Here is a 24574-nt window from a genome sequence, read left to right as displayed (position 1 = left end):
CTAACGCTCAAGCTGGTCGCCGTACTCGCTCATCCAGGCGGCCAGCGGGGAGAGTGCGTCCTGCAGGGTTAACCCCAGCGCGGTGATCTGATACTCCACGCGCGGCGGGATCTCCGGGTAGACCGTCCGCGTCACCAGCCCGCGCTGCTCAAACAGGCGCAGCTGCTTGGTCAATTCTTTCTGCGTGATGGGCGTGGCCGCCCGCAGCAGATCGCCAAAGCGTACGGGCGTATTAAAGACAATCAGGCGGTAGAGAATGGGGATCGCCCACTTACCGGAAATCAGGTTCACAAACTGCGTCATCGGGCAGGTATACGCCTCAGATTTTTTTTCACAGCACACCTCCAGCATTTCTGCCATAGCACACCTCTTGCCTCTTTAGTATCCATTTGGTACCTGGTTTCCTTTCGATACTAACGTTTCTATAGTGCTTTCTCCAGAGACATTTCAGGAGAAGAACATGGGTCGTTTAACAGATAAATATACGCTGATTACCGGCGGCACCAGCGGCATCGGTCTTGCCACCGCGCAGGCGTTTATCGCCGAAGGCGCGCGCGTCGCCGTGACCGGACGCAACCCGGACACCCTCGCCGAAGCAGAACGTATTCTTGGCGATAAGGCCTGGGTGATCCCGACCGATGCGGGAGATATCGCCTCGCAAAAAGCGCTGGCGGAAACCCTCGCCGCCCGCTGGCCACGCCTGGACGCGGTGTTTCTCAACGCCGGTGACGTGACGCACGCGCCGCTGGAAGCCTGGCAGGAGGAGGCGTGGGACCGCCTGATGGGCATCAACCTGAAGGGGCCGTTCTTTTTAATTCAGGCGCTGCTGCCGCTGCTGAATAACCCGTCGTCGGTGATCCTCTGCGGCTCCGTGAGCGCGCGTATCGGCCTGCCGACCAGCAGCGTGTATGCCGCGAGCAAGGCCGCCCTGCTGTCGCTGGCGCGCACGCTGTCGGCGGAGCTGCTGCCGCGCGGGATCCGCGTCAACGGCCTGAGCCCCGGTCCGGTGGAGACCCCGGCGTTTACCAAAACGGGCTTAAGCGACGAGGCGCTTAACGCGATGATGGCGGAGATCATCAAGCTGGTGCCGCTCGGCAGAATGGGCTCGACGACGGAGCTGGCAAAAGCCGCGCTCTATCTGGCCTCCGACGAGTCGAGCTACACGGTGGGAACGGAGCTGCTGGTCGACGGCGGAATGGGGAGTTTGTAACTCAAAAGGCGCTGATGCCGGTGACGATGCCGACATACAGCGCCGCCCATGCGCAGGCGGAAAGCAGGCTGACGGCGTAGACCTTGACTGCATTCAGCCTGAGCATGCCCGCCGCCAGCGGCACGATGTAGCGCAACACCGCCAGAAAGCGCGACGTAAACAGCACGATGGCCCCGTTCTTTTGCAGCTGATGCTGTACCCGCAAGAACTTATCGGCATGCTTTGAGGTAAAACGCGTGACCAGCCGCGTGTGCCCCATCAGCTGACCGATATGGTAGTTCAGCACCGAACCCGCCGTTGCCCCCAACACCACGGCCAGCCACGCCAGCGCAGGATGCATGCTCGCCTGGCTGACGGTAATGCCCGCCAGCAGCATCACCGAGGCGGGCGGCAGCACGGAGGAGACTAGCACCGTCGATTTACTCAGCGCCATCACAAATAACAGCGCGAAAAGATGTGCCGGATACAGCGCAAAATGATTCAGCAGATTATCAAACCACGCCATTCTCCTCTCCTCCGTTGATTATTTAATCCTCCATTAGAAATGAATTAACCTAAATAAACCCTCAACATTTTATTAATAAAAATCATCTAAACCGTTCTTAAACATTATTTAATTTTCTGAGCGGTAAATTTAAATAAGCGTATTATTTCTCTCGTTTTACAACGATCTCGTTATGGCGAGGCTCCTGTACAAATACACGTTATCGCTCTGGTAGGTTCGAGAGAACCGACACAGGGTAAAACAGGCACTGTCGAATCAAGGCTTTGTCAGTATAACTTCCCTCGCGGGATACGGTGTACAGTGCTGAACCCAGGACGTGGGGATCTCCTCTTCGACATGCCCTGTCTTGCTCGCCCCTGAGAGATGTTATTATTCAAAGGGAATTCACTATGTCTTACGCTATTCACAACCAGAACCTGGCATTCAATGACAGCGCCATCGCGCAATATATGAATACCGATTTTATTGTCCTCGATATTTCATTATGCGTGGCGCTGGCGCGCGAGCAATTCTTCGAAAAATTAAAAGACGACGATATTCCGTCTCATATTTTTATTGAAGACAATGGCCGCCTGGCGGGCATGATTGCCGTGCGTAAATTGCTGCAAACCGCCGATACGGTACAGCCGGTGAAATCGCTGATGATTTCGCAGTTTTTGCAGGTCAAACCGGAGGATGAACGTGCCGATGTCGCCGGACTGCTGGCGCACGGCGGCGCGGATGTGGTGCCCGTGGTCACCCACGGCAAGCTCGTCGGCTGCCTGACCGAGCGCGAAATCGCCCATCTGCTGGAAGATGACGTCACCGAAGACGCCCAGCTTCAGGGGGCGACGCTGCCGCTGGAGAAGCCCTATCTGGACACCAGCCCGTATAGCCTGTGGAAGAAACGCTCCGTCTGGCTGCTGCTGCTGTTTGTCGCGGAGGCCTACACCAGCTCGGTGATCCAGCATTTTGAAGAGGCGCTGGAGTCCGCCATCGCGCTGGCGTTCTTTATTCCGCTGCTGATCGGCACGGGCGGCAACAGCGGGACGCAGATCACCTCCACGCTTGTGCGCGCCATGGCGCTGGGGGAAGTCCGCCTGCGCGACGTTGGCCGCGTGCTGCGTAAAGAGATGACCACCTCGCTGATGATTGCCGCCACGCTCGGTATCGCCGGGTGCATTCGCGCCTGGATGATGGGGATTGGGCTGGAAATTACGCTTATCGTCAGCCTGACGCTGGTGTGCATTACGCTCTGGAGTGCGATTGTGTCGTCCGTGATCCCGATGGTGCTCAAGCGCTGCGGCATTGACCCGGCGGTCGTCTCCGCGCCGTTTATCGCGACGCTTATCGACGGCACCGGGCTGATTATCTACTTCAAGATTGCGCAATATACGCTGGGGCTGGAGTAACGCGGTCCGCCAGCTGGATCACCGCTCGCGAAAACGCCTCAATCGCCAGGGCGACATCTTCAGCCATCACCGATTCCGCCGGATGGTGGCTGACGCCCCCTTTGCAGCGCACAAACAGCATGCCGACCGGCCAGCGTTCCGCGATGGCAATCGCATCGTGGCCCGCACCGCTGGGCAGCGATAGCGAGCGACCCTGTACCGATGTGACGGCCTCTCCCAGCACGTTTTGCAGGTGGATATCGCACGGCGTGGCGGCAATGCGGTAAAACTCCTCGGCGCTGAAGTCCAGAGCGCGGCGCGAGGCGATCGCCTGGGCATGTTCCAGCAGGTCGTTAAGCAACCGATCCAGCGGCGCATCCTGCGGCCCGCGAATATCCAGCGAGAGCTGAACCTCACCGGGGATCACGTTCACCGCCCCCGGCAGGCAGCGCAGCTCGCCCACCGTCGCCACCAGGTTGCCGCCCTGCTGTCGGGTAGCGTTTTCAATGATAACCATCCACTCGGCGGCGGCGGCCAGCGCGTCCCTGCGGTGGAGCATCGGCACGGTTCCCGCGTGCCCGGCCTCGCCGGTAAAGCGGCAGTTCAGACGGCGCGCGCCGTTAATGGCTTCCACCACGCCAAGGGCGAGCGCCTCCTGCTCAAGGCACGGCCCCTGCTCAATATGCAGTTCCAGATAGGCGCTGAAATCCTCCTGACGGCGCGCGGCATGGAGCACGCGGGCAGGATCGAGCCCCATCAGGGTCATCGCCTGCGCCACGCTGATTCCGCTGGCGTCGGCTTTTTCCAGCCAGCCCTGCGGCCAGGTGCCCGTCAGCCCCCGGCTGCCTAACAGCGTAATGCCAAAGCGGGTTCCCTCTTCGTCGCAAAAGCCGACAATCTCGATGGCCTGGGCCAGATGCACCCCCTGCTGGTGCAGGCTGTCCACCACCTCAATGGCGGCAAGCACGCCGAGCATGCCGTCGTAGCGCCCGGCATTGCGCACGGTATCGAGATGCGAGCCGAGCAGCACCGCCTGCGCCCCTTCCTGCGCGCCCTCATAGCGTCCACAGATGTTGCCCACGCTGTCCTGCCAGACGGTCATTCCCGCCTGGCTCATCCACTGCCCCACCAGCTGGTTGGCCTGCAGATGCTGGGTGGAGAGATAAACCCTCGTCAGCGCATCCGGGGTTTCGCTGATGGCGGCCAGCGCGTCGGCGCGCGCCATCACCCGTTCAGCCGCCGGGCTCATTGCGGCGTCTCGCGACGATAGTGGTCCCACGCGGCCTGCATGGCGGCCCCCTGCGTGGTGGTGAATTTCAGGTAGTTCAGCACCGACTCCAGCGCGCTCAGGGTGGTCATCACGCAGTCTTTGCGCGCGTTGTAGCCCATGGTGCCGATGCGCCACACTTTGCCGTGCAGCGGGCCAAACGAGGTGCCGATTTCAATCCCGAAATCCTCCAGCATCAGCTTACGCACCTGGTCGCCGTTGACGCCCTGCGGGATAACCACGCCCAGCACGTTGTTCATCTTGTGCTTCAGGTCGCCAAAGGTCTCCAGCCCCATCGCCTGAATGCCCTTCAGCAGCGCGTCGCCGTGCAGCCTGTGGCGCGCGATGCCGTTATCCAGCCCTTCCTGCAGGATCAGCCGCGCGCACTCGCGGGCGCCAAACAGCGCGGTGGTGGCTTCGGTATGGTGGTTAAGGCGCTCCGGCCCCCAGTAGTCCATCACCATGCCGAGATCGAAATAGTTGGAGTAGATCATCTCCTCGTCGCCGTCGCGGTGGGCGTCGGTGCGGATGCCCTCCTCAACGCATTTGCGGCGGCGGATCGCCTCCTCCATGCGCGCGCTCAGGGTGATCGGCGAGGTGCCCGACGGGCCGCCGAGGCACTTCTGCATCCCGGCCGAGACGGCGTCCAGCCCCCAGGCGTCGGTCTCCAGCGCGTTGCCGCCGAGCGACGCGGTGGCGTCGGTATAAAACAGCACGTCGTAGCGGCGGCAGATCGCGCCAAGCTCGGCGAGCGGCTGGAGCATGGTGGTGGAGGTATCGCCCTGCACGGTCAGCAGCAGGCGCGGACGAACACGCTTAATCGCATCCTCCACCTGGTCCGGGGTAAACACCTCGCCCCACGGTACCTCGATGGTATGCACCTCCGCGCGGCAGCGGCGGGCAATTTCGCACAGCAGATGACCAAAGCGGCCAAAGACCGGCACCAGCACCTTATCTCCCGGGCGAATGGCGGAGACCAGAATGGCTTCAATTCCCGCGCGGGAGGTGCCGTCCACCAGCATCGTCCAGCGGTTCTCGGTGCGGAACACCCCGCGATAGAGCGCCATCACCTCGTTCATGTAGTGGGTCATGGCCGGATCGTACTGGCCGATCAGCTGGCTCGACATGGCGCGCAGCACGCGCGGGTCGGCGTTGATCGGGCCCGGCCCCATCAGCAGGCGCTGGGGCGGGTTGATTTGCGGAAAGCGTGCGATATCCATTGTTAAGTCCTTATCAGTTGAGGCCGCGCACGGAGGAGATGAACTGCTTCAGTTCCGTGGTCTGCGGGTTGGCGAACAGCGTTTTGCTGTCGCCCTGCTCCCAGACTTTCCCCTGGTGCATAAACACCACGCGGTCGCCCACTTCGCGGGCAAAATTCATTTCATGGGTAACAAGTATCAGCGTCATCCCCTCGGCCGCCAGCTGCTCCAGCACCTTGAGCACTTCGCCCACCAGCTCCGGGTCGAGCGCGGAGGTGATCTCGTCGCAGAGTAAAACTTTAGGCGACATGGCCAGCGCGCGGGCAATCGCCACGCGCTGCTGCTGGCCGCCGGAGAGGCTCGACGGGTAATAATCCAGACGATCGCCTAAGCCCACTTTCTCCAGCATCTGCTGCGCCAGCTCGCGGCATTCGGCGGCGCTTTTCTTCAGCACCCGACGCGGGGCGAGCATCACGTTCTCCAGCGCCGTCATGTGCGGGAACAGGTTAAAGCTCTGGAACACCATCCCGACCGAGCGGCTGATTTCGCGCGCCTGAGAATCCCGGTCGGTAATGGTCATGCCGCCCAGCTTGATGCTACCGTCCTGGTAGCCTTCCAGTCCGTTGATGCAGCGCAGCAGCGTGCTTTTGCCCGATCCGCTGCGCCCGATAATGGAGATCACCTGGCCCATGTCGATATCCAGATCGACGCCCTTGAGCACGTGGTTATCGCCGTAGTACTTCTGCACCTGATTAATGGTGATGAGAGGCATTGAATTTCGTCTCCAGATAGCGGCTGTAGCGCGACAGCGGATAACACAGAATAAAGTAGCCGAGCGCCACCAGCGCAAAGACCTTAAACGGCTGATACGTCACGTTGGTCAGCATGGTCCCGGCCTTGGTCAGCTCGATAAAACCGATAATCGACGCCAGCGCGGTGCCCTTGATCACCTGCACGGCAAAGCCGACCGTCGGGGCGATACCGATGCGCAGCGCCTGCGGGGCGACCACGCGAAACAGGGTCTGGCCAAAGGTCAGCCCCAGACAGCGCGAGGCTTCCCACTGCCCTTTTGGCAGCGCGCGAATGCTGCCGTTCCAGATATCGAGCAGAAACGCGCTGGTGTAGAAGGTGAGCGCCAGCGAGGCGGCGGTCCACGGCGAGACGTCGATGCCGAACAGCGCCACGCCGAAGAAGGCCAGGAACAGCTGCATCAGCAGCGGCGTGCCCTGAAACAGCTCAATATAGCCGCGGATGATGCGCCTGACCGTGCGCCCGCCCGTCAGGCGCAGCAGCAGGAGCGGCAGCGTCACCGCCGCCCCGCCGACAAACGCCACCAGCGACAGCAGCACCGTCCAGCGTCCGGCCAGCAGCAGGTTGCGAATAATGTCCCAGTCGGTAAAGGTGGTCATCATGCCTGCACCCCCAGCCATTTGCGTCCCGCCGCCATCATCAGCTGGCGCAGGGTAATCGACAGCGCTAAGTAAATCCCGGTTGTCACCAGATAAACCTCAAAGCTCAGAAACGTTCTGGACTGGATCAGGTTGGCGGCGAAGGTTAGCTCTTCATACGAGACCTGCGACACCACCGACGAGCCGAGCATCACGATAATGCACTGGCTCACCAGCGCCGGGTAAATGCGCTGCAGCGCGGGCGGCAGCACCACGCGAATAAAGGTCTGCAGGCGGGTCAGCCCCAGCACGCGTCCGGCTTCCCACTGCCCTTTCGGCGTGACCTGAATGCCCGCGCGGATAATCTCGGTGCTGTAGGCGCCCAGGTTCACCACCATGGCCAGCAGCGCCGCTTCCCCCGCCGTCATCTTCAGCCCGAGATTCGGCAGGCCGAAGACGATGAAAAACAGCTGCACCACAAACGGCGTGTTGCGGATGATTTCCACGTACGCGCCCCAGAGCCGGCTGAACCAGGTGGTGCGTCCGCTGCGGATCGCCGCCCCGAAAATGCCTATCGCCAGGCCGCCGACGGTCGCCATCACCGTCAGCTGAATAGTGACCCACAGCCCCGCCAGCAGCTCCGGCCAGTGCGGCCAGAGCGCGGAGAAATCAAGTTGCTCCGTCATCGGCTCAGGCGCCAAGGTTGGCCGGCAGCGGGGCCTTCAGCCACTGCTCGGACAGGCCGTTCAGCGTGCCGTCCTTGATGCCCTGCTCAATCAGCGCGTCCACTTTTGCCTTCAGGGCCGGTTCGTTTTTCTTCAGGCCAATAAAGCACGGCGAATCTTTCAGCATAAAGCTCGGCACCGGAGCTTTATCCGCGTTCTGGCGCGAAATGGCCGCCACCACGAGGTTACCGGTTGCCACGTACTGCACCTGTCCGGAGAGATAGGCGGAGAGCGTGGTGTTGTTATCTTCGTAGCGCTTCACGTCCGCATCTTTCGGCGCCAGGCCGGTCAGCACCATGTCCTCCACCGCCCCGCGCGTCACGCCGATGGTTTTTCCGCTCAGCGCGGCGGCGTCTTTCAGCTCGGCCCCTTTCGGACCAAACACGCCGAGGAAGAACGGCGCGTAGGCGCGGCTGAAGTCGATCACCTTCTCGCGCTCCGGGTTTTTACCGAGGCTGGAAATGACCAGATCCACCTTATCGGTTTGCAGGTACGGCACGCGGTTGGCGCTGGTCACCGGCACCAGCTGCAGCTTGAGCTTCATCTGTTTGGCCAGATAGCGCGCCATGTCGATGTCATAGCCCTGCGGCTGCAGGTCGGTCCCCACCGAGCCAAACGGCGGGAAGTCCTGCGGAACGGCAATGCGAATGGTGCCGCGCTTCTCGATATCCTGAAGCTGGTCTGCCTTTGCCGGCAGCTGTGTGAAGAGACATGCGGCCCCGGCCAGTGCAATCAACAATTTTTTCATGGTGCTTCCCCGTAACGTTAACATGAAACAAAAGATTCTTTGAATGTGATTTTGCAACTAATGTGCCAAACAGGGCGAAGCGGGAAATTTTGTTGTAAAGCCTGATAAAACGCGGACGGGTCGAAAAAACGTCTGTTTTCCCGACCCGTCAGATGCACCATTTTAATGCAAAGCACCAGCCTGATGCCCCATTATCGCTGTTCGAGTTCGTCCAGCTGCTGGTAAAGGGAGGCAATCTCGTGAATGCGCGGACGGCCTTTATCGAGAATTTCATGCAGGAAGGCGTTTGCCAGCAGGTTAATCAGGCTGTTGACCGAGGAGTAGCTGTCATAGGCCGAGACGCTGTCCAGCGGGGCGCAGAGCTGCCAGCTCGCCAGCGGAAACAGGCTGTGCGCCTGCGGCTCGCACATCAGCAGCATCGGAATACCGCGGCTCTGAAGCTGCTGCATCAGCGGGCGGATGATGCGCGGGCGGCGGCGAAAGGCCATCATGACCACCAGATCGTCCGGCGTTAAATCCACCAGCTCCTCGCTCAGGCTCTGCCCCGGCTGCGGCAGGACCAGCACCTGACCGCGCGCCTGCAGCAGCTGCTGGCGCAGGTGCAGCGCCGCCGGATAGGCGTTACGCATGCCGATAATGACGATGCGCCGCGCCTTCACCATGCAGGCCATGGCGTCGGCAAACTGCTGCGCGTCGAGGGCATTGACCCACTGGGTCAGGTTCGCCATCTCCTGCTTATAGTGGCGCGCCAGCAGCGTATTGCCCTGCACCGCGTCGCGGTTATCGGTGAGCGGCATCCCGCTCTGGCGCAGGGTGCGCAGCTCGTCGCGCATGTCCTTATATTTCTCATAGCCCAGACGCTTAAACAGACGGCTAACCGTGGCTTTCGACACCCCGCTCAGCTGCGCCAGCTCGGCGCTGTTGTAGCTAATGAGATCGTCAAAATGATCGAAAATAAAGTCCGCCACCCGCTGCTCCTGCGGCGACAGCGACGGGTACTGTGCTTTCAGACGTTCATCCAGTTGTTCCATAGCGCCTCTGTAACTTTTGTTTCATCACATTGTACCTTTTATTATGCGTATTCATTATACGTGCCAGTTTACTGAAACTTTTCTTTCAGAACTGGAACAGCTTTTGCAGCGCCTTGTGACTTTCAGGGTTACGAGGACTCTCTATGCAAAGTAATGTCTCCACGCACGGCATGGCCGTTGCGCCCCACCATCTTGCCAGCCAGAGCGCGCTGGCGGTACTGCGCGAAGGCGGCAGCGCGATAGAAGCAATGGTCGCCGCGGCGGCTACCGTTGCCGTGGTTTATCCGCACATGAACGGGCTGGGCGGCGATGGCTTCTGGCTTATCGTGCCGCCGGAAGGCGAACCTGTCGCCATTGATGCCAGCGGCGCGGCGGGATCGCGCGCAACGCTCGACGCCTACGACGGTCTGGCGCATATCCCCCATCGCGGCCCCCGCGCGGCGCTGACCGTCGCCGGTACGGTGAGCGGCTGGGACGAGGCGCTGAAGGTCTCGCGCGAGATGACCGGCAAGGCGCTGCCGCTGGCTCGCCTGCTGGCCGACGCCATTGACTATGCGCAGAACGGCACGCCGGTCACGGCCTCTCAGGCCCACGCCACGGCCAGCAAATTCGACGAGCTGAAGGACGTCCCCGGTTTCGCGGAAACCTGGCTGGTGGACGGTAAGCCGCCGCAGGTCGGGAGCCGCTTTTACCAGCCCGCCATGGCCACGACGTTGACGCGCCTGGTGGAAGACGGTCTGGACAGCTTTTACCGCGGCCCGCTGGCGGACGTGCTGGCGCACGGCATGGAGACGCTGGGCCTGCCCGTGACGCTGGCCGATCTTAATGCGCACGCTGCCCGGCGCACCGCGCCGCTGAGGCTGCAGCATCAGCAGGGGGTGATCTTTAACCACGCCCCGCCGACGCAGGGGCTGGTCTCGCTGGCGATACTCGGCATCACCGACCGCCTGAGCATGGCCGAGGCCGACGACGCCGACACCATTCACCGCATCGTTGAAGCCACCAAGCTGGCCTTTGGCCTGCGCGATGCCCACATTACCGACCCGCGCGAGCTGAAAACCGATATTCAGGGTCTGCTGGATCCCGCCGCCCTGCAGGCGCTTGCCGACAGGGTTGACGACGGCCGCGCCGCGCCGTGGGGCACAGGAAAAGGCCCCGGCGATACGGTGTGGATGGGAGTGATGGATAACAGCGGGCTTGCCGTGTCGTTTATCCAGAGTATCTATCACGAGTTCGGCAGCGGCGTGGTGCTGCCCGACACCGGTATCGTCTGGCAGAACCGGGGGGCATCGTTCAGCCTCGATCCCGATAGTCTTCTGGCTCTCGCGCCGGGCAAGCAGCCTTTCCATACCCTGAACCCGGCGGCGGCGCGTCTTAAGGACGGGCGCGTGATGGTCTACGGCTCCATGGGCGGCGACGGACAGCCGCAAACCCAGGCCGCGCTCTTTACCCGCTACGCGATTCAGGGCGTGCCTTTACAGGAGAGCATTTCCCGCCCGCGCTGGCTGCTGGGGCGCACCTGGGGACAAACCTCGGACACGTTAAAGCTGGAAGGACGCTTTAGCGCTGAGACGGTCTCACGGCTTCAGGCACTCGGACACGAGGTGGAAATGTTCCCTGACTTTAGTGAAGCGATGGGCCACGCGGGCGCGATTGTCCGCCACCCCAACGGGCTGTTCGAAGGGGCATTTGACCCGCGCAGCAACGGCGCGGCCGCCGGATTCTGAGGAGAAAACAATGACGACACAACAACCCGACTGGCAGGCGTATCTGGCGCAAATGGAGTCCGTGCTCGGCGTAGAGCTGGACGATGCCCGTCGCGCCGAGCTGCAGGTGCAGTTCAGCCGCATAGCAAGCATGGCCGCCCCGCTGATGGCGCTGCCGCTCGACGACCGTCTGGAGATCGCAGGAGTGTACAAAGCATGAGGCTACACGAGATGAGTATCAGCGCGATCCAGCATGCGCTGGGCGCGGGCGAGCTGAGCGCTCGCGAGATTGCCCGCCAGACGCTGGAGGCGATTGCGCGCGTTAACCCGCAGATCGGCGCCTGGACCGCCGTGACGGAAGCACGCATGCTCGCCGAGGCCGAGAGCATCGATACCCTGCGCCGCGAAAAGCGCCCCCTGCCCCCGCTGGCGGGCGTGCCCTACGCGGTAAAAAACCTGTTCGACGTTGCCGGCCACACCACCCTTGCCGGGGCAGAGCTGTTCAGCCAGCGCCCCGCCGCGGCCGCCGACAGCTTCGCCGTGCGCCAGCTGCGCAGCGCGGGCGGGCTGCTGACCGGGATGGTGAATATGGACGCCTACGCCTACGGCTTCACGACCGAAAACAGCCACTACGGCACGACGCGTAACCCGCACGATCTGGCGCGCATTGCGGGCGGGTCGTCCGGCGGCTCGGCCGCCGCCGTGGCCGCCGGGCTGGTGCACTTTTCGCTCGGCACCGACACCAACGGCTCGATTCGCGTTCCGGCCTCCCTGTGCGGCATCTACGGCCTGAAGCCCACCTTTGGCCGCCTGTCGCGATCCGGCAGCCATCCGTTTGTCGCGAGCCTCGATCATATCGGCCCCTTTGCCCGCCGCGTGTGCGATCTGGCGTCCGTCTACGATGCGCTGCAGGGCCGGGACAGCAGCGACGCTTTTCAGGCAGAGAGCTCGCGCGAGCAGACGTGTCCCCTGCTCGACCGCGGGCTTGACGGCCTGCGCTGCGCGGTGCTCGGCGGCTACTTCACCACCTGGTGCGACGCGGATGCCAGAGACGCCGTGGCGCGGGCGGCGAAGGCGCTCGACGTGCAGGATGAGCTGCAGTTCCCGGACGCCGAGCTGGCGCGCTCCGCGGCGTTTATCATCAGCGCCTCCGAAGGGGGAAACCAGTACCTGCCCGCGCTTCGCCGCGAGCCGGAGCGTTTTGAGCCGCACTCCCGGGAACGCCTGCTTGCCGGGGCGATGATCCCCTCCGCCTGGTACATTCAGGCCCAGCGGTTTCGCGCGCACGCCCGGCAGGCGTTTAAAACCCTGTTCGCGCAGGCCGATGTGCTGATCGCCCCGGCCACCCCGCGCAGCGCCACGCTCGCGGGTGAGCAGACCATGGAGATTAACGGTCAGCCGCTCCCCATCCGCGCCAGCATGGGGATGCTGACCCAGCCGATTTCATTTCTGGGCCTGCCCGTGACCACCGTTCCGCTGCGTACCGCGCAGGGTGCACCGATTGGCCTGCAGCTGATTGCCGCGCCGTTTAACGAGCAGGCCTGCCTGCGCGTCGCGCGCGTGCTGGAAGAGAGCGGCATCGCCGATGCCCGCCCGGCGGAGGTGGCCGCATGATGAATCACGATGACATTAACCTGCCGTGGGTGGTTGCCGAGGTGACCGCCGCGTTTTATCGCTATGAAGACGCGCTGGTCAGCAACAACGTTGCGGTGCTGGACGAGCTGTTCTGGCACGACAAAAACACGGTGCGTCTGGGGGCGGGTGAAAACCTGTATGGGATTGATGAAATCCGCGCCTTTCGGGCGGCGCGCCCCGCCGCCGGGCTGCAGCGGACGTTGCGCCACACCGTCATCACCACCTTCGGCGAGGATTATGCCGTGTGCAGCACCGAGTTTACCCGCGAGGGGACGGAACGCATTGGCCGCCAGCAGCAGACGTGGGTGCGGTTTGCCTACGGATGGCGGATCGTGGCGGCACAGGTGAGTTTGATGGTGTAACGCTGAAAAACCTGCCCGGTGGCGCTGCGCTTACCGGGCCTACGATGTCCCGTATGCCCTGTGGGTCCTGTAGGCCGGGTAAGGCGCAGCCGCCACCCGGCAAAACACGGCACACTTACTTCTCAAACGGATGCACCTCCCGCCAGTGGTCGGCAATCTGCTGGCGGGTACAGACCCACACCCGCTCGTGCTGCTGCACGTAATCGAGGAACCGCTGCAGCGCGCGAAAACGCCCCGGCCGCCCCAGCAGGCGACAGTGCATGCCGATGGACATCATCTTCGGCGCGCGTTCCCCCTCTTCGTACAGCACGTCAAAACTGTCCTTCAGATACGTATAAAACTGCTCGGCGGTGTTAAACCCCTGCGCGGTGGCGAAGCGCATGTCGTTCGCATCCAGCGTATACGGCACGATCAGGTGCGGTTTACGGGTGCCGTCGCCGCAGGCCACTTCCGTCCAGAAGGGCAGGTCGTCGCCGTAGTAGTCGCTGTCATAGTCGAAGCCGCCGTGCTCCACCACCAGCTGGCGGGTGTTGGGGCTGTCGCGCCCGGTGTACCAGCCCGTCGGCGGCTTGCCGAACAGGTCGGTCAACACGTGCACCGCCTTGTGCAGGTGTTCGCGCTCCTGGCTGATATCCATGCTCTGATAGTGGATCCAGCGCCAGCCGTGGCTGACCACATCGTAGTCCGCCGCCTTGATTGCCTCGACGATCTCAGGATGACGCGCCAGCGCCATCGCTACGCCAAAGACCGTCAGCGGCAGGCCGCGCTTTTGAAATTCACTGTGGATCCGCCAGAACCCGGCGCGGCTGCCGTATTCGTAGAGGGAGTCCATCGACATGTGTTTATCCGGGTAGCTGGCCGCACCGATAATGTCCGACAGGAACTGCTCGGATCCAGCATCGCCGTGCAGAACGTGGTTTTCCGCCCCTTCCTCATAATTGAGCACAAACTGCACGGCGATACGCGCCTGATTCGGCCACCGCGCGTGCGGCGGGTTGCCCGCGTAGCCGCGCAGATCCCGCGGGTAATCCTGTACAAAAAGCCCCATTGCCACCCCCAAAAATTAAAATGGATTCAGTGCCTGAAAATGTCCGCTTAACGCTTTTTTCTCGGGGTACGCCAGATCCCCGTGCTTGCTGGTCGACAGCCCCAGCGCCACCAGCGATTCCACCATCTTCACCGCCGCGCTGACGCCGTCGATGACCGGCACGCGCAGCTCGCGCGTCAGCTCCTGCGCCAGCGTCGCCATTCCACCGCAGCCCAGCACGATGGCGCCGCAGCCGTCCTCTTTCAGCGCCTGTATACAGCGCGCGCGCACCTTCTCCTGCGCCAGACCGCTGCCGTCTTCCAGCGCCAGCACCGGGAGATCGATAGCGTGCAGCGCCGCGCACCTGTCCTGAAAGCCATACTGGTGCAGCAGATGGCGGGCAATAATCAGCGTGCGCGGCAGCGTGGTGACCACCGAAAAGCGCGTCGCCACCAGCGTCGCCATATGCATGGCGGCTTCCGCAATACCCACCACCGGCCCCTGCGCCAGCTCGCGCGCCGCCAGCAGGCCCGGATCGCCAAAGCAGGCGATGACGTGACCGTCCACGCCCTGCTCTCTGCCGAGCTTAACCTGTTCGAGAACCCCCACGGCGGCGATGGCTTCATCAAAGTGTCCCTCGATAGACGGCACGCCCGCGCTCGGGCAGACCGCGAGGATCTCCGTACCCGGCGCCGCCACCGCGCGGGCCGCCGCGCCGATGGTTTCCGTCATGGCGAGGCTGGTGTTGGGGTTGATCACTTGTATACAGACAGAGGACATTACGACTCCTTGTGGCCGGCAAACAGCCGGGCAAAATCAGGCAGGCACTCGCCCGCCCGCTCGAAGCAGAGGCTGGCGACGATATGTTCAAAATGGTGCATTAAGGCATCGCTTAGCGGCTGGAGCGCCTTCTGGCGCAGCAGCTCCACCAGCTGTTCGTGATCGTTGCAGCGGCACCCCTGACGCCACGGCGCGCCCCAGGTGGCAATCACCAGCGAGGAGCGCTGGCTCAGGCCGGTCACCATCTCCGTCAGCACCTGGTTGCCGGAGATGGCCTGCAGCTGAATGTGGAAATTGGCGGAGTGGCGAATTGCCGCCGGGCCGTCGTACGCCTCGTGCGCCTGCTGCTCCTGGCGAATAATGGCCTCCAGCGCGGCAAGGTGCGGCGGCTGACAGTGCGCCAGCACGTCCGGCAGGTTGGCGACCTCCAGCAGGGCGCGGGTGCGGAAGATGTGCTGCGCCTCTTCCACCGTCGGGCTGGCAACGTGTGCACCACGCTTGGGCGTTAAGGTGACCATTTGCACAGCCGCGAGTCGTTGAAGCACCTTGCGGATGCCCGTGCGGCTTACGCCAAAGACCTCGGCCAGCGCCTCTTCCGGCAGTTTGCTCCCCGGCAGCAGCTGATGTTCGACTATCGCGGTCATCAGCGCCTGAAAGATCGATTCGTCTTTGTCATGCAGGTCTGGCGCGGTCTGCAGGGCGTTTATGTTGTTCATTCACCACTCCGTCTTTTACTCTTCGTTATCGAATCGTATACATAAAAATAAAATATTGCATACAATATTTATTATTTTGGCCTGGATCCTGCAACACCGTCTGCACTCCCGCTTAACGGGTTTTCATTCACAGGAGCAGGTTTCATGCCAAACAGTCAAAACGCGCAGCAGGGTACGGCCGCTGATTCCGGTGCGGTTTACAGCCCACGTCTTTGCAATGAGGATCTGGCACCGACGCGTGACCAGAACTGGAGCTGGTACAACATCTTTTCGTTCTGGATGTCGGACGTTCACAGCATGGGGGGCGAGCTTCTTTACGCTCGGGCTGGCAAGCTGGCAGGTGCTGCTGTGCCTGCTGGTGGGGATTTGCATCGTGCAGCTGTGCGCCAACCTGGTAGCCAAACCGAGCCAGATGGCGGGCGTGCCCTACGCGGTAATCAGCCGTCAGGCGTTTGGCGTGTTCGGGGCCAATATTCCGGCGGTGATCCGCGGGCTGATCGCCTTCGCGTGGTACGGCATTCAGACCTATCTGGCCGCCAACGCCCTGATGCTGGTGGCGCTGAAGTTCTGGCCGTCGCTCTCTTCGCTCACCACCGGCGCATTCCTCGGCCTGTCGCATCTCGGCTGGATCTGCTTTGCCATTATGTGGGTACTGCAGGCGATGGTTTTCTGGCACGGCATGAGCGCCATCAAGCGCTTTATTGATATCGCCGGTCCGGCGGTCTACGTGGTGATGCTGGCCCTCGCAGGCTGGATTGTATACAAGACCGGTTTTGACGGCATTTCCTTCACCCTCGCCAGCAAATCCCTGAGCGCGGGCGAGCAGACCTGGCAGATGATCACCGCGACCGCGCTGGTGGTGTCTTACTTCTCCGGCCCGCTGCTCAACTTTGGCGACTTCTCCCGCTACGGCAAAAGCATGGGCGAGATCCGCCGCGGCAACCGCTGGGGGCTACCGTTTAACTTCCTGCTGTTCTCCATCGTCACCGTGGTGATTGTCTCCGGCACCCAGTCGCTGTTTGGCCGCATGATCACCGACCCGATTGAAACCGTCAGCCGCGTGGGCAACGATCTGGCCGTGGCGATTGGCCTGCTGACGATGATCACCGCCACCATCGGGATCAACATCGTCGCGAACTTCGTCTCCCCGGCGTTTGATTTCTCTAACTGCTCGCCGCAGAAAATCAGCTTCCGCACCGGGGGAATGATTGCCGCCGTCGGCTCGATCCTGCTCACCCCGTGGAACCTGTTCAACTCGCCGGAGCTTATCCACTACACCCTGGACGTGCTCGGGGCGTTCATCGGCCCGCTGTTCGGCATCCTGATTACCGACTTCTACCTGATTAAGCGCGGCAAGGTGTCGGTTGACGATCTGTTCGACGACACGCCAAAGGGCAAATACTGGTACCGCAACGGCTTCAACCCGAAAGCCATTGGCGCGCTGATCCCGTCCGTTGCCGTGGGCCTGGTGATCAGCTTTATTCCGGCCCTGCATGAGGTGGCGAACTTCAGCTGGTTTATCGGCGTCTTCCTCGGCGGCGTGACCTACCGCTGGCTGGCGCGGGAAGATCGCGAGACGGCGGGCGCGACGTCGTTCAGCTCCCGCGTGGCAACGCAAAAAGAGTAACCCCCTCCTTCCGGCCGCAGCTTAGCTGCGGCCCGTTCATTCTGGCACCGTTCTTGCTGAGCCTTATCACCCCGTTATGTACACAATAAGGCAGGAACCATGATGGATTACCAGACAGCGATCCGCGGCGCATTTTTTGATATTGCCCAGGTCTGCGACAGCGCAGACGCGATTGCCCGGCACGCGCGCTACCTTGAGGACGGGGTGCTGTTTATACAGAACGGAAAAATTCTGGCGCACATACCGTGGCAGGAGGGCGAGCAGTATCTTGACCCTCACAAAGGCTATACCGACCTGCGCGGCAGGCTACTGCTGCCCGGTTTTGTCGACACCCACGTCCATTATCCGCAAACGGAGATGATCGGCGCCTTTGGCGAACAGCTGCTGGAGTGGCTGACCACCTACACCTTCCCGGTGGAGAGCCAGTTTGCCGATGAAGCCTACGCGAAAGAGATCGCCGAATTTTTCATTCAGCAGCTGGTGAGCAACGGCACCACCACAGCGCTGGTGTTTTGCACGCTGCATCCGGAATCGGTCGAGGCGCTGTTTACCGAAGCCCTGCGCCTCAACATGCGCCTTATCGCCGGAAAGGTGATGATGGACAGACACGCTCCGGACTACCTGAGCGAAGACGCGAAGCAGAGCTACCGGCAGACGCGTGCGCTGATCCAGCGCTGGCACCACCGGGGACGGCTGGGCTACGCCATTACCCCGCGCTTTGCCCCGACCTCATCCCCCGAGCTGCTCGCCGCGGTCAGCCTGCTCAGAGAGGAGTTCCCGGATACCTGGATGCAGACCCATCTGAGCGAAAACCCCAACGAAGTGGCCTGGGTGAGCGACCTCTGGCCGGAGCACGAGCGCTATCTGGACGTGTATCATCACTACGGGCTGACCGGCGAGCGCAGCGTGTTTGCCCACGCGATTCACCTTCACCACAGCGAGTGGCAGTGCCTGCATGACACCGGTTCGGCGGTGGCGTTTTGCCCCACCTCTAACCTGTTTCTCGGCAGCGGGCTGTTTCGCCTGCCCGCCTGCTGGCAGCACAAGGTGCGGATGGGCATCGGCACCGACGTCGGCGCGGGCACCACCTTCAGCATGCTGCGCACCCTGGGGGAGGCCTACAAGGTCGGCCAGCTTCAGAGCTACCGCCTGCGCGCCAGCGAGGCGTTTTACCACGCCACGCTGGGCGGCGCGCACGCCCTCAGGCTCGACGATAAGATTGGCAACTTCGCGCCCGGCAAAGAGGCGGATTTTGTGGTGCTCGACCCTGACGTGACGCCGCTGCAGCGCCTGCGCAATCGCCGCTGTCAGGATATCTACGAGCAGCTTTTTGTGCTGATGACCCTCGGCGACGAGCGCAACATCAGCGAGACCTGGGTCAACGGCGAGCGGGTGTGGTCAACTTCCCCGGTAGGTTGACCACCCGCCGGGCGCAATCACAAACGGCAGATGGAAATGCTCGTCTGCCGCTTCTCCCGTCACAAAATCAATTTGCGCGCAGGGGTAGAGCGTGTCGCGACCGGTTTCGCTAAACCACGCGCCGATCTCCGCCACCAGCCGATAGCGGCCTGCGGGCAGAGAGGGAACGAACGCGGCGATGCGTCCCTGGACGTTGGTCACGCCCGAGGCCATGATTTCGCCCTCCCGTTCGAGATGAACCGTCACGCCCTCTGCGGGTTTGCCCGTCGAGATATCGAGAATATGGGTGCTGAGTGTGCTCATTCGCTAATGACTCCTTCCAGCCGTAGCAGCGTAATTTCCCGCAGCTGTTCCAGCGCGGCACGGATTTCCTGCGCGTCGCTGTTCTCCAGCCGCGCGCGCAGCGCCTGTAAAATCTCCTCGCCGCTGCGGCCCTTCGCGCGGATCAGAAAGACGCGTCCGAAGCGGGCCTCGTAGCGGGCATTCCCCTCACGCAGCGCCCGGGCAAGGACAGCATCGCCTTCATTCACCGCGCCCTGCTCCTGGCGCGACAGCGCCGCCTCCGCCTGTGAACCTGCGGGCTTTTCCCCGATGCGCGGATGGGCGCTCAGGGCCTGCGCCAGCGCCGCTTCGTCCCAGCTTTGCGTCAGCGCGTTTGCCGTACTGAACAATTCGTCCCGGCTGGCGTAGGGCCGCCCGCGAACCAGCGCATCGGCCCAGCCGGGGAGCGCCACGCAGGGGTGAATCAGGGCTAACGCCTTTTCGTGGGGAAGATGATTGAAGTCGTGCAGTGCGATCATAGCGTCTCCTTTATTGTCTTCCTCCGGGCTGTTGCACAAACCACGCCACTCTGAACGCGGGCGTGAAACAGTCGATTCCGTATAGCTCAACTGGAAATTTTTGATTCAAAAAAAGGCACGCTCACCGCGTTTGCGCACCTTAGCAGTGCAAACTCACCTCTCACAACGCCGTTTTCGCCACTCTGCAGCCTGGTACGCAAATTGCTGAATGTCTTTACACCCTGCAAAAGGAGAGAAGCATGAGAGCAATCGTCATTGGTGCGGGTATTGGCGGCCTGAGCGCCGCCGTCGCGCTGAAGAAAGCGGGCATCAACTGTACCGTGTTTGAAGCCGTCAAAGAGATCAGGCCCGTCGGGGCGGCCATCTCCATCTGGCCTAACGGCGTGAAATGCATGCAGCACCTCGGTATGGGCGACATCATCGAGACCTACGGCGGGCCGATGCGTTTTATGGCCTACAAGGATTACCGGCGCGGCGAGACTCTGACCCGCTTCAGCCTTGCCCCGCTGGTTGAGCGTACCGGCGGGCGCCCCTGCCCCGTCTCGCGCGCTGAGCTTCAGCGCGAAATGCTAGATTTCTGGGGGCGCGACAGGGTGCAGTTCGGCAAGCGCGTCGAACGCGTAAGCGAAGACGACGCGGGCGTGAGCGTGACCTTCACCGACGGCACCACGGCAGCCGGCGATTTTCTGATTGCCGCCGACGGCAGCCACTCCGCCGTGCGCCCGTACGTGCTGGGGTATACCCCGGAGCGCCGCTACGCCGGGTACGTGAACTGGAACGGGCTGGTGAAGATTGACGAAGAGATCGCCCCGGCGCACCAGTGGACCACCTTCGTTGGCGAAGGCAAACGCGTGTCGCTGATGCCCGTCTCCGGCGGACGCTTCTACTTCTTTTTTGACGTACCGCTGCCCGCGGGCCTGGCGGAGGATCGCACCACCCTGCGCGCCGACCTCACGGGCTACTTCCGCGGCTGGGCGTCGCCGGTGCAGAAGCTTATCGCGGCGCTGGATCCTGAAACGACCAACCGCATTGAAATCCACGACATTGAGCCGTTCGACAGCCTGGTGCGCGGCAACGTCGCGCTGCTCGGCGATGCCGCGCACAGCACCACGCCGGATATCGGCCAGGGCGGCTGTGCGGCGATGGAAGACGCCGTGGTGCTGGGTGAGTGCCTGCGTGAAAACCACAGCATTACGCTGGCGCTGCGCCAGTACGAAGCGCTGCGCTGCGACCGGGTGCGCGACCTGGTGCTGAAGGCGCGTAAACGCTGCGACGTCACCCACGGGAAAGACATGGCTCTGACGCAGGCCTGGTATCAGGAGCTCAAAGAGGAGACCGGTGAGCGCATCATCAACGGTCTGTGCGAGACCATTCAGGGCGGCCCGTTAGGCTGAACGCAAGAGGGACAACGATGAAAAGAGAACCGACTCCACCCGCCCACTGCACGTTTGAGCCAGAGGACTGGCTGCGCCTGGCGAAATGCTGGCATCCGGTCGCGCGCGCCTGCGACATCGGCCCGGCGCCGGTCAAGGCGACCCTGCTGGACGAACAGCTGGTGATTTACCGGATTAACGACCAGGTCGTGGTCGCCCGTGACGTCTGCCCGCACCGCGGCGTGCCGCTGACGCTCGGCTTTCACGATGAGTACGGGATTATCTGTCCCTACCACGGCTTACGCTTTGGAGAAGACGGGCGCTGCAACCGTATTCCGTCCAGCCCCGACCAGCCCGTTCCGGCGAAGCTGAACCTGATTAACTACGCCGTGGAAGAGCGCTTCGGCCTGATCTGGACCTGCCTGGCGTTTGACCCGGACAATCCTGTGCCGCTGCCCACCATGCCGCACTGGGATGACGACGGATTTCAGCAGATCAACTGCCCGGCGTTTGAGGTGAACGGCTTTGCCGGTCGTCAGGTAGAGGGGTTTCTGGACGTGGCGCACTTTGCCTGGATCCACACCGATACCTTTGCCGACCCCAATAATCAGCGGGTCCCCACCTATCAACCGCAGGAGACGCCGTTCGGTTTTGTTGCCGATTACTGGAGCTCCGTGAGCAACTATCCCGCCAGTTCACCCGTGCAGGCGCCGGAAGGGTTCCAGTGGCTGCGCCATTTTGAAATGCATCTGCCGTTTACCGCCACCCTGACGATTCATTTTCCGGGAGAATCGCGACTGGTCATCATGAACGCCGCGTCGCCCGTGTCATCGCGCGTCACCCGCATGTTCGCCCCTATCGCGCGTAACTTTGACCTGCATATTCCGGTGGAGGATGTGCATGCCTTCAATCTGCGCATTTTTGAAGAGGATCGCCTGATGGTGGAAACCCAGCGCCCGGAAAGTCTGCCGCTGGATCTGACGCTGGAAGCCCATATTCCCGCCGATAAGAGCTCAATTGCCTACCGTCGGGGACTGAAGAAGATGGGCTTTGGCGAATTTTTCCTCGTATGACGGAGGCCGATATGCTGAGCGTAATTGTTGACGGGCTGTGGCGCGAGGGCGACAAAAGCCTCGCCGTCAGGCTGGTGGCTGAAGACGGTAACGCGCTGCCGGCGTGGCAGCCCGGCGCGCACATTGATGTCCACTTGCCCTGCGGCGCGGTGCGCCAGTATTCCCTGACCGGTGCGTGTGGAGACGAGAGCTATCTTATCTGCGTGGGGCGGGAAACCGCCTCGCGCGGCGGATCGCGTTACGTTCACGAGACGCTGCGACCCGGGCAGAAATTAGCGATCTCTGCCCCGCGCAATCTGTTTCCGCTGCATCAGGCTGAGCGGGTGTTGCTGCTGGCGGCAGGCATTGGCATTACGCCGCTGTATGCGATGGCCCTGCAGCTGAAGGCGGCCGGAACGCCGTTTACGCTGCACTATTACGTCAAACGCCGCGAAAGCGCGGCCTTTGCGCGCGAACTCTCCCGGTTCGGTGAGTGCCAGATTCATACCGCCAGCCCGCGCACGGCGCTGGCAGAGCATCTCCCGGCACCTGAGGCGGGGCTTCACGCCTGGATCTGCGGCCCGGCAGGGTTTATGGAAAAAGTGCGAGACGTGGCGACGGCCAGGGAATGGGATGATGGCCATCTTCACAGCGAGGCGTTTCAGCCCGCGGCCCCTGCCGCACGCGGTGACGCGGGCGAGATCTTTACGGTCAAACTCGCCTCCACCGGGGAGCGCTGGCCGGTGCCTGCGGATAAGACCATCGCTCAGGTACTACAGGAAAACGGCGTGGACGTGCCGCTGTCATGCGAAATGGGGATCTGCGGGGCGTGCCTGACGCCGGTGATTGACGGCGTGGTGGATCACCGGGATAGCGTGCAGTCGGAGGCGGAAAAAAGCGCGACGGACCAGCAGGTGGCGCTGTGCTGTTCGCGGAGCCATTCCGGGGAGCTGGTGATTGCCCTGTAAAACGAAAAAACCCTGCGATATTGCTATCGCAGGGTTTCGAATTTGGCGGAAGCGTAGAGATTCGAACTCTAGAACCCTTTCGGGTCGCCGGTTTTCAAGACCGGTGCCTTCAACCGCTCGGCCACGCTTCCAAAGTGAGGCGCACTATAAACATCTATTAGCCCCTTGTAAAGCAGGAATTTTTCTATTTTCACCCACCGGCGTTTGACTGCGCAAAAATCACCCAGTCGCTTGCCGCGCACCGGTCACAGCCCCCTTGTACATACCGTTACACAGCAACGCTCATCCTTTTAAATCGCTCTGGTATAGAATGCCACAAAAATAAACGGTCATTTGTTGTGTAATTGTTATAAATCTGAGTACCCGCAGATTTAGAAATTACTGCCATGCAGTGTTACTGGTTGATGATGAAAATCAAAAATACGCTTTGCTTACATATCCTGATGGCGACCCTGGCCATTTTGTTCCTCTGTGTTCACCCGCTGGTGACGAGCTTCAATCCGCCCCTCACCTTCCAGCCGCTGATTAAATCAATGGCGGGCACGCCGAAAGAACAAGCGGAAAAAATTGCGACTATTTCCCATGCCTTAGAAGGGAATGCTATTTTCTTCATTGGCGCGTCTGAGGTGGCCACCTCAGAAGATGAACATTACGCTGTATATAATTACTTTAATAAGCAATTACACAAACCCGTCGTGGCGTATGGCGATGCGTTCGTCGATGATGAAACGCAATTTTTACTGTTCTCTCGTTTTAAAAATAGCCTTAACGCAAACAGTAAAGTTGTTTTGCTTCTGGCTCCTGACAGCTTTTATTCAAAAGGGCTGCCACCGGCTATCTATGCCGATAATTTCCCCGGCTCTATTTTTAATCCGCTGATGAAGGATCCGCAGGCGCGCCCGCTGCTGGTTAATTATTTAAAGCATATTGATAGTAAAGAAATAAGCCATTTAACCTTCGGCCAAATGCGCGTCTTTGGCTGGCACCCCGATCTGATGTGGGACGAGCTGAGCTTCCAGTTTGCCAACGTCTGCACCCTGATAAAAAACGACTGGCTGGCGCTGCTCAACATCACGCCCCAGACGGTACAGCCCTGGCCGCAGCAGCCAGCCGCCCACATTGCCCCCGACTGGGATAAAGAGCTGGCGAATGCGCGCGAGTTAAATAAAAAACGCCAGCAGAGCGCGGCCACCCTGTGGATGGACAAAACGATTTACGAGGAGGACAGTACGCGGCAGCAGTGGGATGACACGCCGGTCGTGCCTGCGCAAATCGCCGCCTTCAGTAAAACCGTCCAGCTGCTTAAAGAACACCACGTGCAGGTGATTGCTATCGTCGACCCGGTTAACCCCTGGGCGCTTTACAATACCGATACCTTCCGTCCGGTTGATAAACAAATAAAAACCATTCTGGAAAAAAACCAGATCCCTTATTTAGATATGTACGCCATGCCTTATCAGAATGGCTGGAACTGGGATCGTTTGCACCCTTCCGAACTGGCCTGGGTTCCTATGATTCGCTTTATTGCACAGAGTTTTAAATGATGAAAATCGCGATCCGTCTTTTTTTCCTTTATCTCCTGCTGGCGATCACCATCGTCGCGTGGACCTCTGTCGATGACAGCATGAGCATGCAGCTGCATTTTGAATATCAAAAGTTCTGAGGC

Annotated in this window: 25 protein-coding genes, 1 tRNA gene, 2 pseudogenes and 1 riboswitch; of the genes and pseudogenes, 13 read left to right on the top strand and 15 right to left on the bottom strand. The window is 61.4% G+C overall.

Going from position 1 to position 24574, the window contains the following annotated elements; all coding sequences use genetic code 11:
- Complete coding sequence (locus ACERY3_RS03975) at positions 1-360, bottom strand: helix-turn-helix domain-containing protein (RefSeq protein ID WP_047061537.1); 360 nt, start codon at positions 358-360, stop codon at positions 1-3.
- A gap of 100 nt (positions 361-460) precedes the next feature.
- On the opposite strand from ACERY3_RS03975, the gene ACERY3_RS03970 reads away from it, so the two are divergent.
- Positions 461-1210 (top strand): SDR family oxidoreductase, encoded by a 750-nt coding sequence (locus tag ACERY3_RS03970; protein WP_033145156.1) that lies wholly within the window; start codon positions 461-463, stop codon positions 1208-1210.
- Position 1211: 1 nt separating this feature from the next.
- On the opposite strand, the gene ACERY3_RS03965 is transcribed toward ACERY3_RS03970, so the two are convergent.
- Positions 1212-1715, bottom strand: a complete 504-nt coding sequence (locus ACERY3_RS03965; RefSeq protein ID WP_058840855.1) for a DedA family protein — start codon at positions 1713-1715, stop codon at positions 1212-1214.
- 159 nt (positions 1716-1874) lie between these two features.
- Positions 1875-2044, top strand: a riboswitch (M-box (ykoK) riboswitch).
- A gap of 60 nt (positions 2045-2104) precedes the next feature.
- Between ACERY3_RS03965 and ACERY3_RS03960 the strand changes: the two genes are divergently transcribed.
- A complete protein-coding gene (locus tag ACERY3_RS03960) occupies positions 2105-3106 on the top strand; it encodes a magnesium transporter (protein WP_029741838.1) in 1002 nt (333 codons plus the stop codon).
- On the opposite strand, the gene hpxK is transcribed toward ACERY3_RS03960, so the two are convergent.
- The 7 genes from hpxK to hpxU all read right to left on the bottom strand — a co-directional run bounded on the left by hpxK (position 3072) and on the right by hpxU (position 9443).
- A complete protein-coding gene (hpxK, locus tag ACERY3_RS03955; RefSeq protein WP_373225079.1) occupies positions 3072-4334 on the bottom strand; it encodes an allantoate amidohydrolase in 1263 nt (420 codons plus the stop codon). The two genes, ACERY3_RS03960 and hpxK, sit on opposite strands and share 35 nt — an antisense overlap.
- Positions 4331-5572: an alanine--glyoxylate aminotransferase family protein gene (locus ACERY3_RS03950; RefSeq protein WP_232938300.1), complete on the bottom strand. Its 1242-nt coding sequence runs from the start codon at positions 5570-5572 to the stop codon at positions 4331-4333. Before ACERY3_RS03950 ends, hpxK begins: the two co-directional genes overlap by 4 nt.
- Before the next feature lie 13 nt (positions 5573-5585).
- Entirely contained in the window at positions 5586-6323 is a 738-nt protein-coding gene (locus ACERY3_RS03945; RefSeq protein WP_032638731.1) for an amino acid ABC transporter ATP-binding protein, read from the bottom strand.
- Positions 6304-6960 carry an amino acid ABC transporter permease gene (locus ACERY3_RS03940; RefSeq protein ID WP_064791110.1) on the bottom strand — a complete coding sequence of 219 codons (657 nt, stop codon included), beginning with the start codon at positions 6958-6960 and terminating at the stop codon, positions 6304-6306. Before ACERY3_RS03940 ends, ACERY3_RS03945 begins: the two co-directional genes overlap by 20 nt.
- Complete coding sequence (locus ACERY3_RS03935; RefSeq protein WP_373225077.1) at positions 6960-7625, bottom strand: amino acid ABC transporter permease; 666 nt, start codon at positions 7623-7625, stop codon at positions 6960-6962. Before ACERY3_RS03935 ends, ACERY3_RS03940 begins: the two co-directional genes overlap by 1 nt.
- Before the next feature lie 4 nt (positions 7626-7629).
- Positions 7630-8412, bottom strand: coding sequence for a transporter substrate-binding domain-containing protein (locus ACERY3_RS03930; protein WP_023311064.1), 783 nt, complete (start codon positions 8410-8412; stop codon positions 7630-7632).
- A 191-nt stretch (positions 8413-8603) separates the two neighbouring features.
- The gene (gene hpxU, locus ACERY3_RS03925) at positions 8604-9443 is read right to left on the bottom strand and encodes a MurR/RpiR family transcriptional regulator HpxU (protein WP_373225076.1); all 840 of its coding nucleotides are present in this window, start codon (positions 9441-9443) and stop codon (positions 8604-8606) included.
- Positions 9444-9586: 143 nt separating this feature from the next.
- On the opposite strand from hpxU, the gene hpxW reads away from it, so the two are divergent.
- The 4 genes from hpxW to hpxZ are packed head-to-tail and all read left to right on the top strand — an operon-like array spanning position 9587 to position 13146.
- Positions 9587-11170, top strand: coding sequence for an oxamate amidohydrolase (gene hpxW / locus ACERY3_RS03920; RefSeq protein WP_373225075.1), 1584 nt, complete (start codon positions 9587-9589; stop codon positions 11168-11170).
- A gap of 10 nt (positions 11171-11180) precedes the next feature.
- Positions 11181-11369 carry an oxalurate catabolism protein HpxX gene (hpxX, locus tag ACERY3_RS03915; RefSeq protein WP_301510552.1) on the top strand — a complete coding sequence of 63 codons (189 nt, stop codon included), beginning with the start codon at positions 11181-11183 and terminating at the stop codon, positions 11367-11369.
- Positions 11366-12763 carry an AtzE family amidohydrolase gene (locus tag ACERY3_RS03910; RefSeq protein WP_373225074.1) on the top strand — a complete coding sequence of 466 codons (1398 nt, stop codon included), beginning with the start codon at positions 11366-11368 and terminating at the stop codon, positions 12761-12763. The genes hpxX and ACERY3_RS03910 overlap by 4 nt, the downstream gene beginning before the upstream one ends.
- Positions 12760-13146 carry an oxalurate catabolism protein HpxZ gene (gene hpxZ, locus ACERY3_RS03905; RefSeq protein ID WP_023311059.1) on the top strand — a complete coding sequence of 129 codons (387 nt, stop codon included), beginning with the start codon at positions 12760-12762 and terminating at the stop codon, positions 13144-13146. Before ACERY3_RS03910 ends, hpxZ begins: the two co-directional genes overlap by 4 nt.
- Positions 13147-13261: 115 nt before the next feature.
- On the opposite strand, the gene puuE is transcribed toward hpxZ, so the two are convergent.
- The 3 genes and pseudogenes from puuE to ACERY3_RS03890 form a co-directional block, all read right to left on the bottom strand.
- The gene (gene puuE / locus ACERY3_RS03900) at positions 13262-14194 is read right to left on the bottom strand and encodes an allantoinase PuuE (protein WP_373225073.1); all 933 of its coding nucleotides are present in this window, start codon (positions 14192-14194) and stop codon (positions 13262-13264) included.
- A pseudogene (gene hpxA / locus ACERY3_RS03895) lies at positions 14079-14953 on the bottom strand (allantoin racemase). The gene puuE and the pseudogene hpxA overlap by 116 nt, the downstream one beginning before the upstream one ends.
- Complete coding sequence (locus ACERY3_RS03890) at positions 14953-15669, bottom strand: GntR family transcriptional regulator (protein WP_373225072.1); 717 nt, start codon at positions 15667-15669, stop codon at positions 14953-14955. The pseudogene hpxA and the gene ACERY3_RS03890 overlap by 1 nt, the downstream one beginning before the upstream one ends.
- Positions 15670-15813: 144 nt before the next feature.
- Between ACERY3_RS03890 and ACERY3_RS03885 the strand changes: the two are divergent.
- Together ACERY3_RS03885 and guaD are read left to right on the top strand one after the other, a co-directional pair.
- Positions 15814-17296: pseudogene (locus ACERY3_RS03885) on the top strand (NCS1 family nucleobase:cation symporter-1).
- Positions 17297-17398: 102 nt separating this feature from the next.
- A complete protein-coding gene (gene guaD, locus ACERY3_RS03880) occupies positions 17399-18715 on the top strand; it encodes a guanine deaminase (protein ID WP_373225547.1) in 1317 nt (438 codons plus the stop codon).
- Here guaD and uraH read toward each other — a convergent pair.
- Positions 18695-19018: a hydroxyisourate hydrolase gene (uraH, locus tag ACERY3_RS03875; RefSeq protein ID WP_182071683.1), complete on the bottom strand. Its 324-nt coding sequence runs from the start codon at positions 19016-19018 to the stop codon at positions 18695-18697. The genes guaD and uraH overlap by 21 nt on opposite strands.
- Positions 19015-19515 (bottom strand): 2-oxo-4-hydroxy-4-carboxy-5-ureidoimidazoline decarboxylase, encoded by a 501-nt coding sequence (gene uraD, locus ACERY3_RS03870; protein WP_373225071.1) that lies wholly within the window; start codon positions 19513-19515, stop codon positions 19015-19017. Before uraD ends, uraH begins: the two co-directional genes overlap by 4 nt.
- 239 nt (positions 19516-19754) lie before the next feature.
- On the opposite strand from uraD, the gene hpxO reads away from it, so the two are divergent.
- Genes hpxO through ACERY3_RS03855 form a run of 3 tightly spaced genes read left to right on the top strand, consistent with a single transcriptional unit; the run spans position 19755 to position 22908 of the window.
- Complete coding sequence (hpxO, locus tag ACERY3_RS03865; RefSeq protein WP_373225070.1) at positions 19755-20909, top strand: FAD-dependent urate hydroxylase HpxO; 1155 nt, start codon at positions 19755-19757, stop codon at positions 20907-20909.
- Between the two features lie 17 nt (positions 20910-20926).
- On the top strand, positions 20927-21961 hold the full coding sequence (hpxD, locus tag ACERY3_RS03860) for an aromatic ring-hydroxylating dioxygenase subunit alpha (protein ID WP_217072747.1): 1035 nt from the start codon (positions 20927-20929) through the stop codon (positions 21959-21961).
- Between the two features lie 11 nt (positions 21962-21972).
- On the top strand, positions 21973-22908 hold the full coding sequence (locus ACERY3_RS03855; protein ID WP_087822853.1) for a PDR/VanB family oxidoreductase: 936 nt from the start codon (positions 21973-21975) through the stop codon (positions 22906-22908).
- A 43-nt stretch (positions 22909-22951) separates the two neighbouring features.
- Here ACERY3_RS03855 and ACERY3_RS03850 read toward each other — a convergent pair.
- A tRNA-Ser gene (locus tag ACERY3_RS03850) sits at positions 22952-23039 on the bottom strand.
- A gap of 276 nt (positions 23040-23315) precedes the next feature.
- On the opposite strand from ACERY3_RS03850, the gene ACERY3_RS03845 reads away from it, so the two are divergent.
- Positions 23316-24452 carry a D-alanyl-lipoteichoic acid biosynthesis protein DltD gene (locus tag ACERY3_RS03845; protein WP_033146519.1) on the top strand — a complete coding sequence of 379 codons (1137 nt, stop codon included), beginning with the start codon at positions 23316-23318 and terminating at the stop codon, positions 24450-24452.
- The gene (locus tag ACERY3_RS03840) at positions 24449-24571 is read left to right on the top strand and encodes a hypothetical protein (RefSeq protein WP_023335174.1); all 123 of its coding nucleotides are present in this window, start codon (positions 24449-24451) and stop codon (positions 24569-24571) included. The genes ACERY3_RS03845 and ACERY3_RS03840 overlap by 4 nt, the downstream gene beginning before the upstream one ends.
- The last annotated feature ends 3 nt before the right edge of the window (positions 24572-24574 follow it).

Origin of the sequence: Enterobacter cloacae complex sp. ESBL7 (assembly GCF_041679625.1) — a bacterium.
GTDB lineage: Bacteria > Pseudomonadota > Gammaproteobacteria > Enterobacterales > Enterobacteriaceae > Enterobacter > Enterobacter asburiae_B.
Note: the sequence above shows the minus strand (reverse complement) of the source record. Positions and strands in the feature narration are given on the sequence as shown.

Coding starts and splice junctions, on each gene's coding strand:
- ACERY3_RS03975 (WP_047061537.1), bottom strand. CDS start 360: ATGGCAGAAATGCTGGAGGTGTGCTGTGAAAAAAAATCTGAGGCGTAT.
- ACERY3_RS03970 (WP_033145156.1), top strand. CDS start 461: ATGGGTCGTTTAACAGATAAATATACGCTGATTACCGGCGGCACCAGC.
- ACERY3_RS03965 (WP_058840855.1), bottom strand. CDS start 1,715: ATGGCGTGGTTTGATAATCTGCTGAATCATTTTGCGCTGTATCCGGCA.
- ACERY3_RS03960 (WP_029741838.1), top strand. CDS start 2,105: ATGTCTTACGCTATTCACAACCAGAACCTGGCATTCAATGACAGCGCC.
- hpxK (WP_373225079.1), bottom strand. CDS start 4,334: ATGAGCCCGGCGGCTGAACGGGTGATGGCGCGCGCCGACGCGCTGGCC.
- ACERY3_RS03950 (WP_232938300.1), bottom strand. CDS start 5,572: ATGGATATCGCACGCTTTCCGCAAATCAACCCGCCCCAGCGCCTGCTG.
- ACERY3_RS03945 (WP_032638731.1), bottom strand. CDS start 6,323: ATGCCTCTCATCACCATTAATCAGGTGCAGAAGTACTACGGCGATAAC.
- ACERY3_RS03940 (WP_064791110.1), bottom strand. CDS start 6,960: ATGACCACCTTTACCGACTGGGACATTATTCGCAACCTGCTGCTGGCC.
- ACERY3_RS03935 (WP_373225077.1), bottom strand. CDS start 7,625: ATGACGGAGCAACTTGATTTCTCCGCGCTCTGGCCGCACTGGCCGGAG.
- ACERY3_RS03930 (WP_023311064.1), bottom strand. CDS start 8,412: ATGAAAAAATTGTTGATTGCACTGGCCGGGGCCGCATGTCTCTTCACA.
- hpxU (WP_373225076.1), bottom strand. CDS start 9,443: ATGGAACAACTGGATGAACGTCTGAAAGCACAGTACCCGTCGCTGTCG.
- hpxW (WP_373225075.1), top strand. CDS start 9,587: ATGCAAAGTAATGTCTCCACGCACGGCATGGCCGTTGCGCCCCACCAT.
- hpxX (WP_301510552.1), top strand. CDS start 11,181: ATGACGACACAACAACCCGACTGGCAGGCGTATCTGGCGCAAATGGAG.
- ACERY3_RS03910 (WP_373225074.1), top strand. CDS start 11,366: ATGAGGCTACACGAGATGAGTATCAGCGCGATCCAGCATGCGCTGGGC.
- hpxZ (WP_023311059.1), top strand. CDS start 12,760: ATGATGAATCACGATGACATTAACCTGCCGTGGGTGGTTGCCGAGGTG.
- puuE (WP_373225073.1), bottom strand. CDS start 14,194: ATGGGGCTTTTTGTACAGGATTACCCGCGGGATCTGCGCGGCTACGCG.
- ACERY3_RS03890 (WP_373225072.1), bottom strand. CDS start 15,669: ATGAACAACATAAACGCCCTGCAGACCGCGCCAGACCTGCATGACAAA.
- guaD (WP_373225547.1), top strand. CDS start 17,399: ATGGATTACCAGACAGCGATCCGCGGCGCATTTTTTGATATTGCCCAG.
- uraH (WP_182071683.1), bottom strand. CDS start 19,018: ATGAGCACACTCAGCACCCATATTCTCGATATCTCGACGGGCAAACCC.
- uraD (WP_373225071.1), bottom strand. CDS start 19,515: ATGATCGCACTGCACGACTTCAATCATCTTCCCCACGAAAAGGCGTTA.
- hpxO (WP_373225070.1), top strand. CDS start 19,755: ATGAGAGCAATCGTCATTGGTGCGGGTATTGGCGGCCTGAGCGCCGCC.
- hpxD (WP_217072747.1), top strand. CDS start 20,927: ATGAAAAGAGAACCGACTCCACCCGCCCACTGCACGTTTGAGCCAGAG.
- ACERY3_RS03855 (WP_087822853.1), top strand. CDS start 21,973: ATGCTGAGCGTAATTGTTGACGGGCTGTGGCGCGAGGGCGACAAAAGC.
- ACERY3_RS03845 (WP_033146519.1), top strand. CDS start 23,316: ATGAAAATCAAAAATACGCTTTGCTTACATATCCTGATGGCGACCCTG.
- ACERY3_RS03840 (WP_023335174.1), top strand. CDS start 24,449: ATGATGAAAATCGCGATCCGTCTTTTTTTCCTTTATCTCCTGCTGGCG.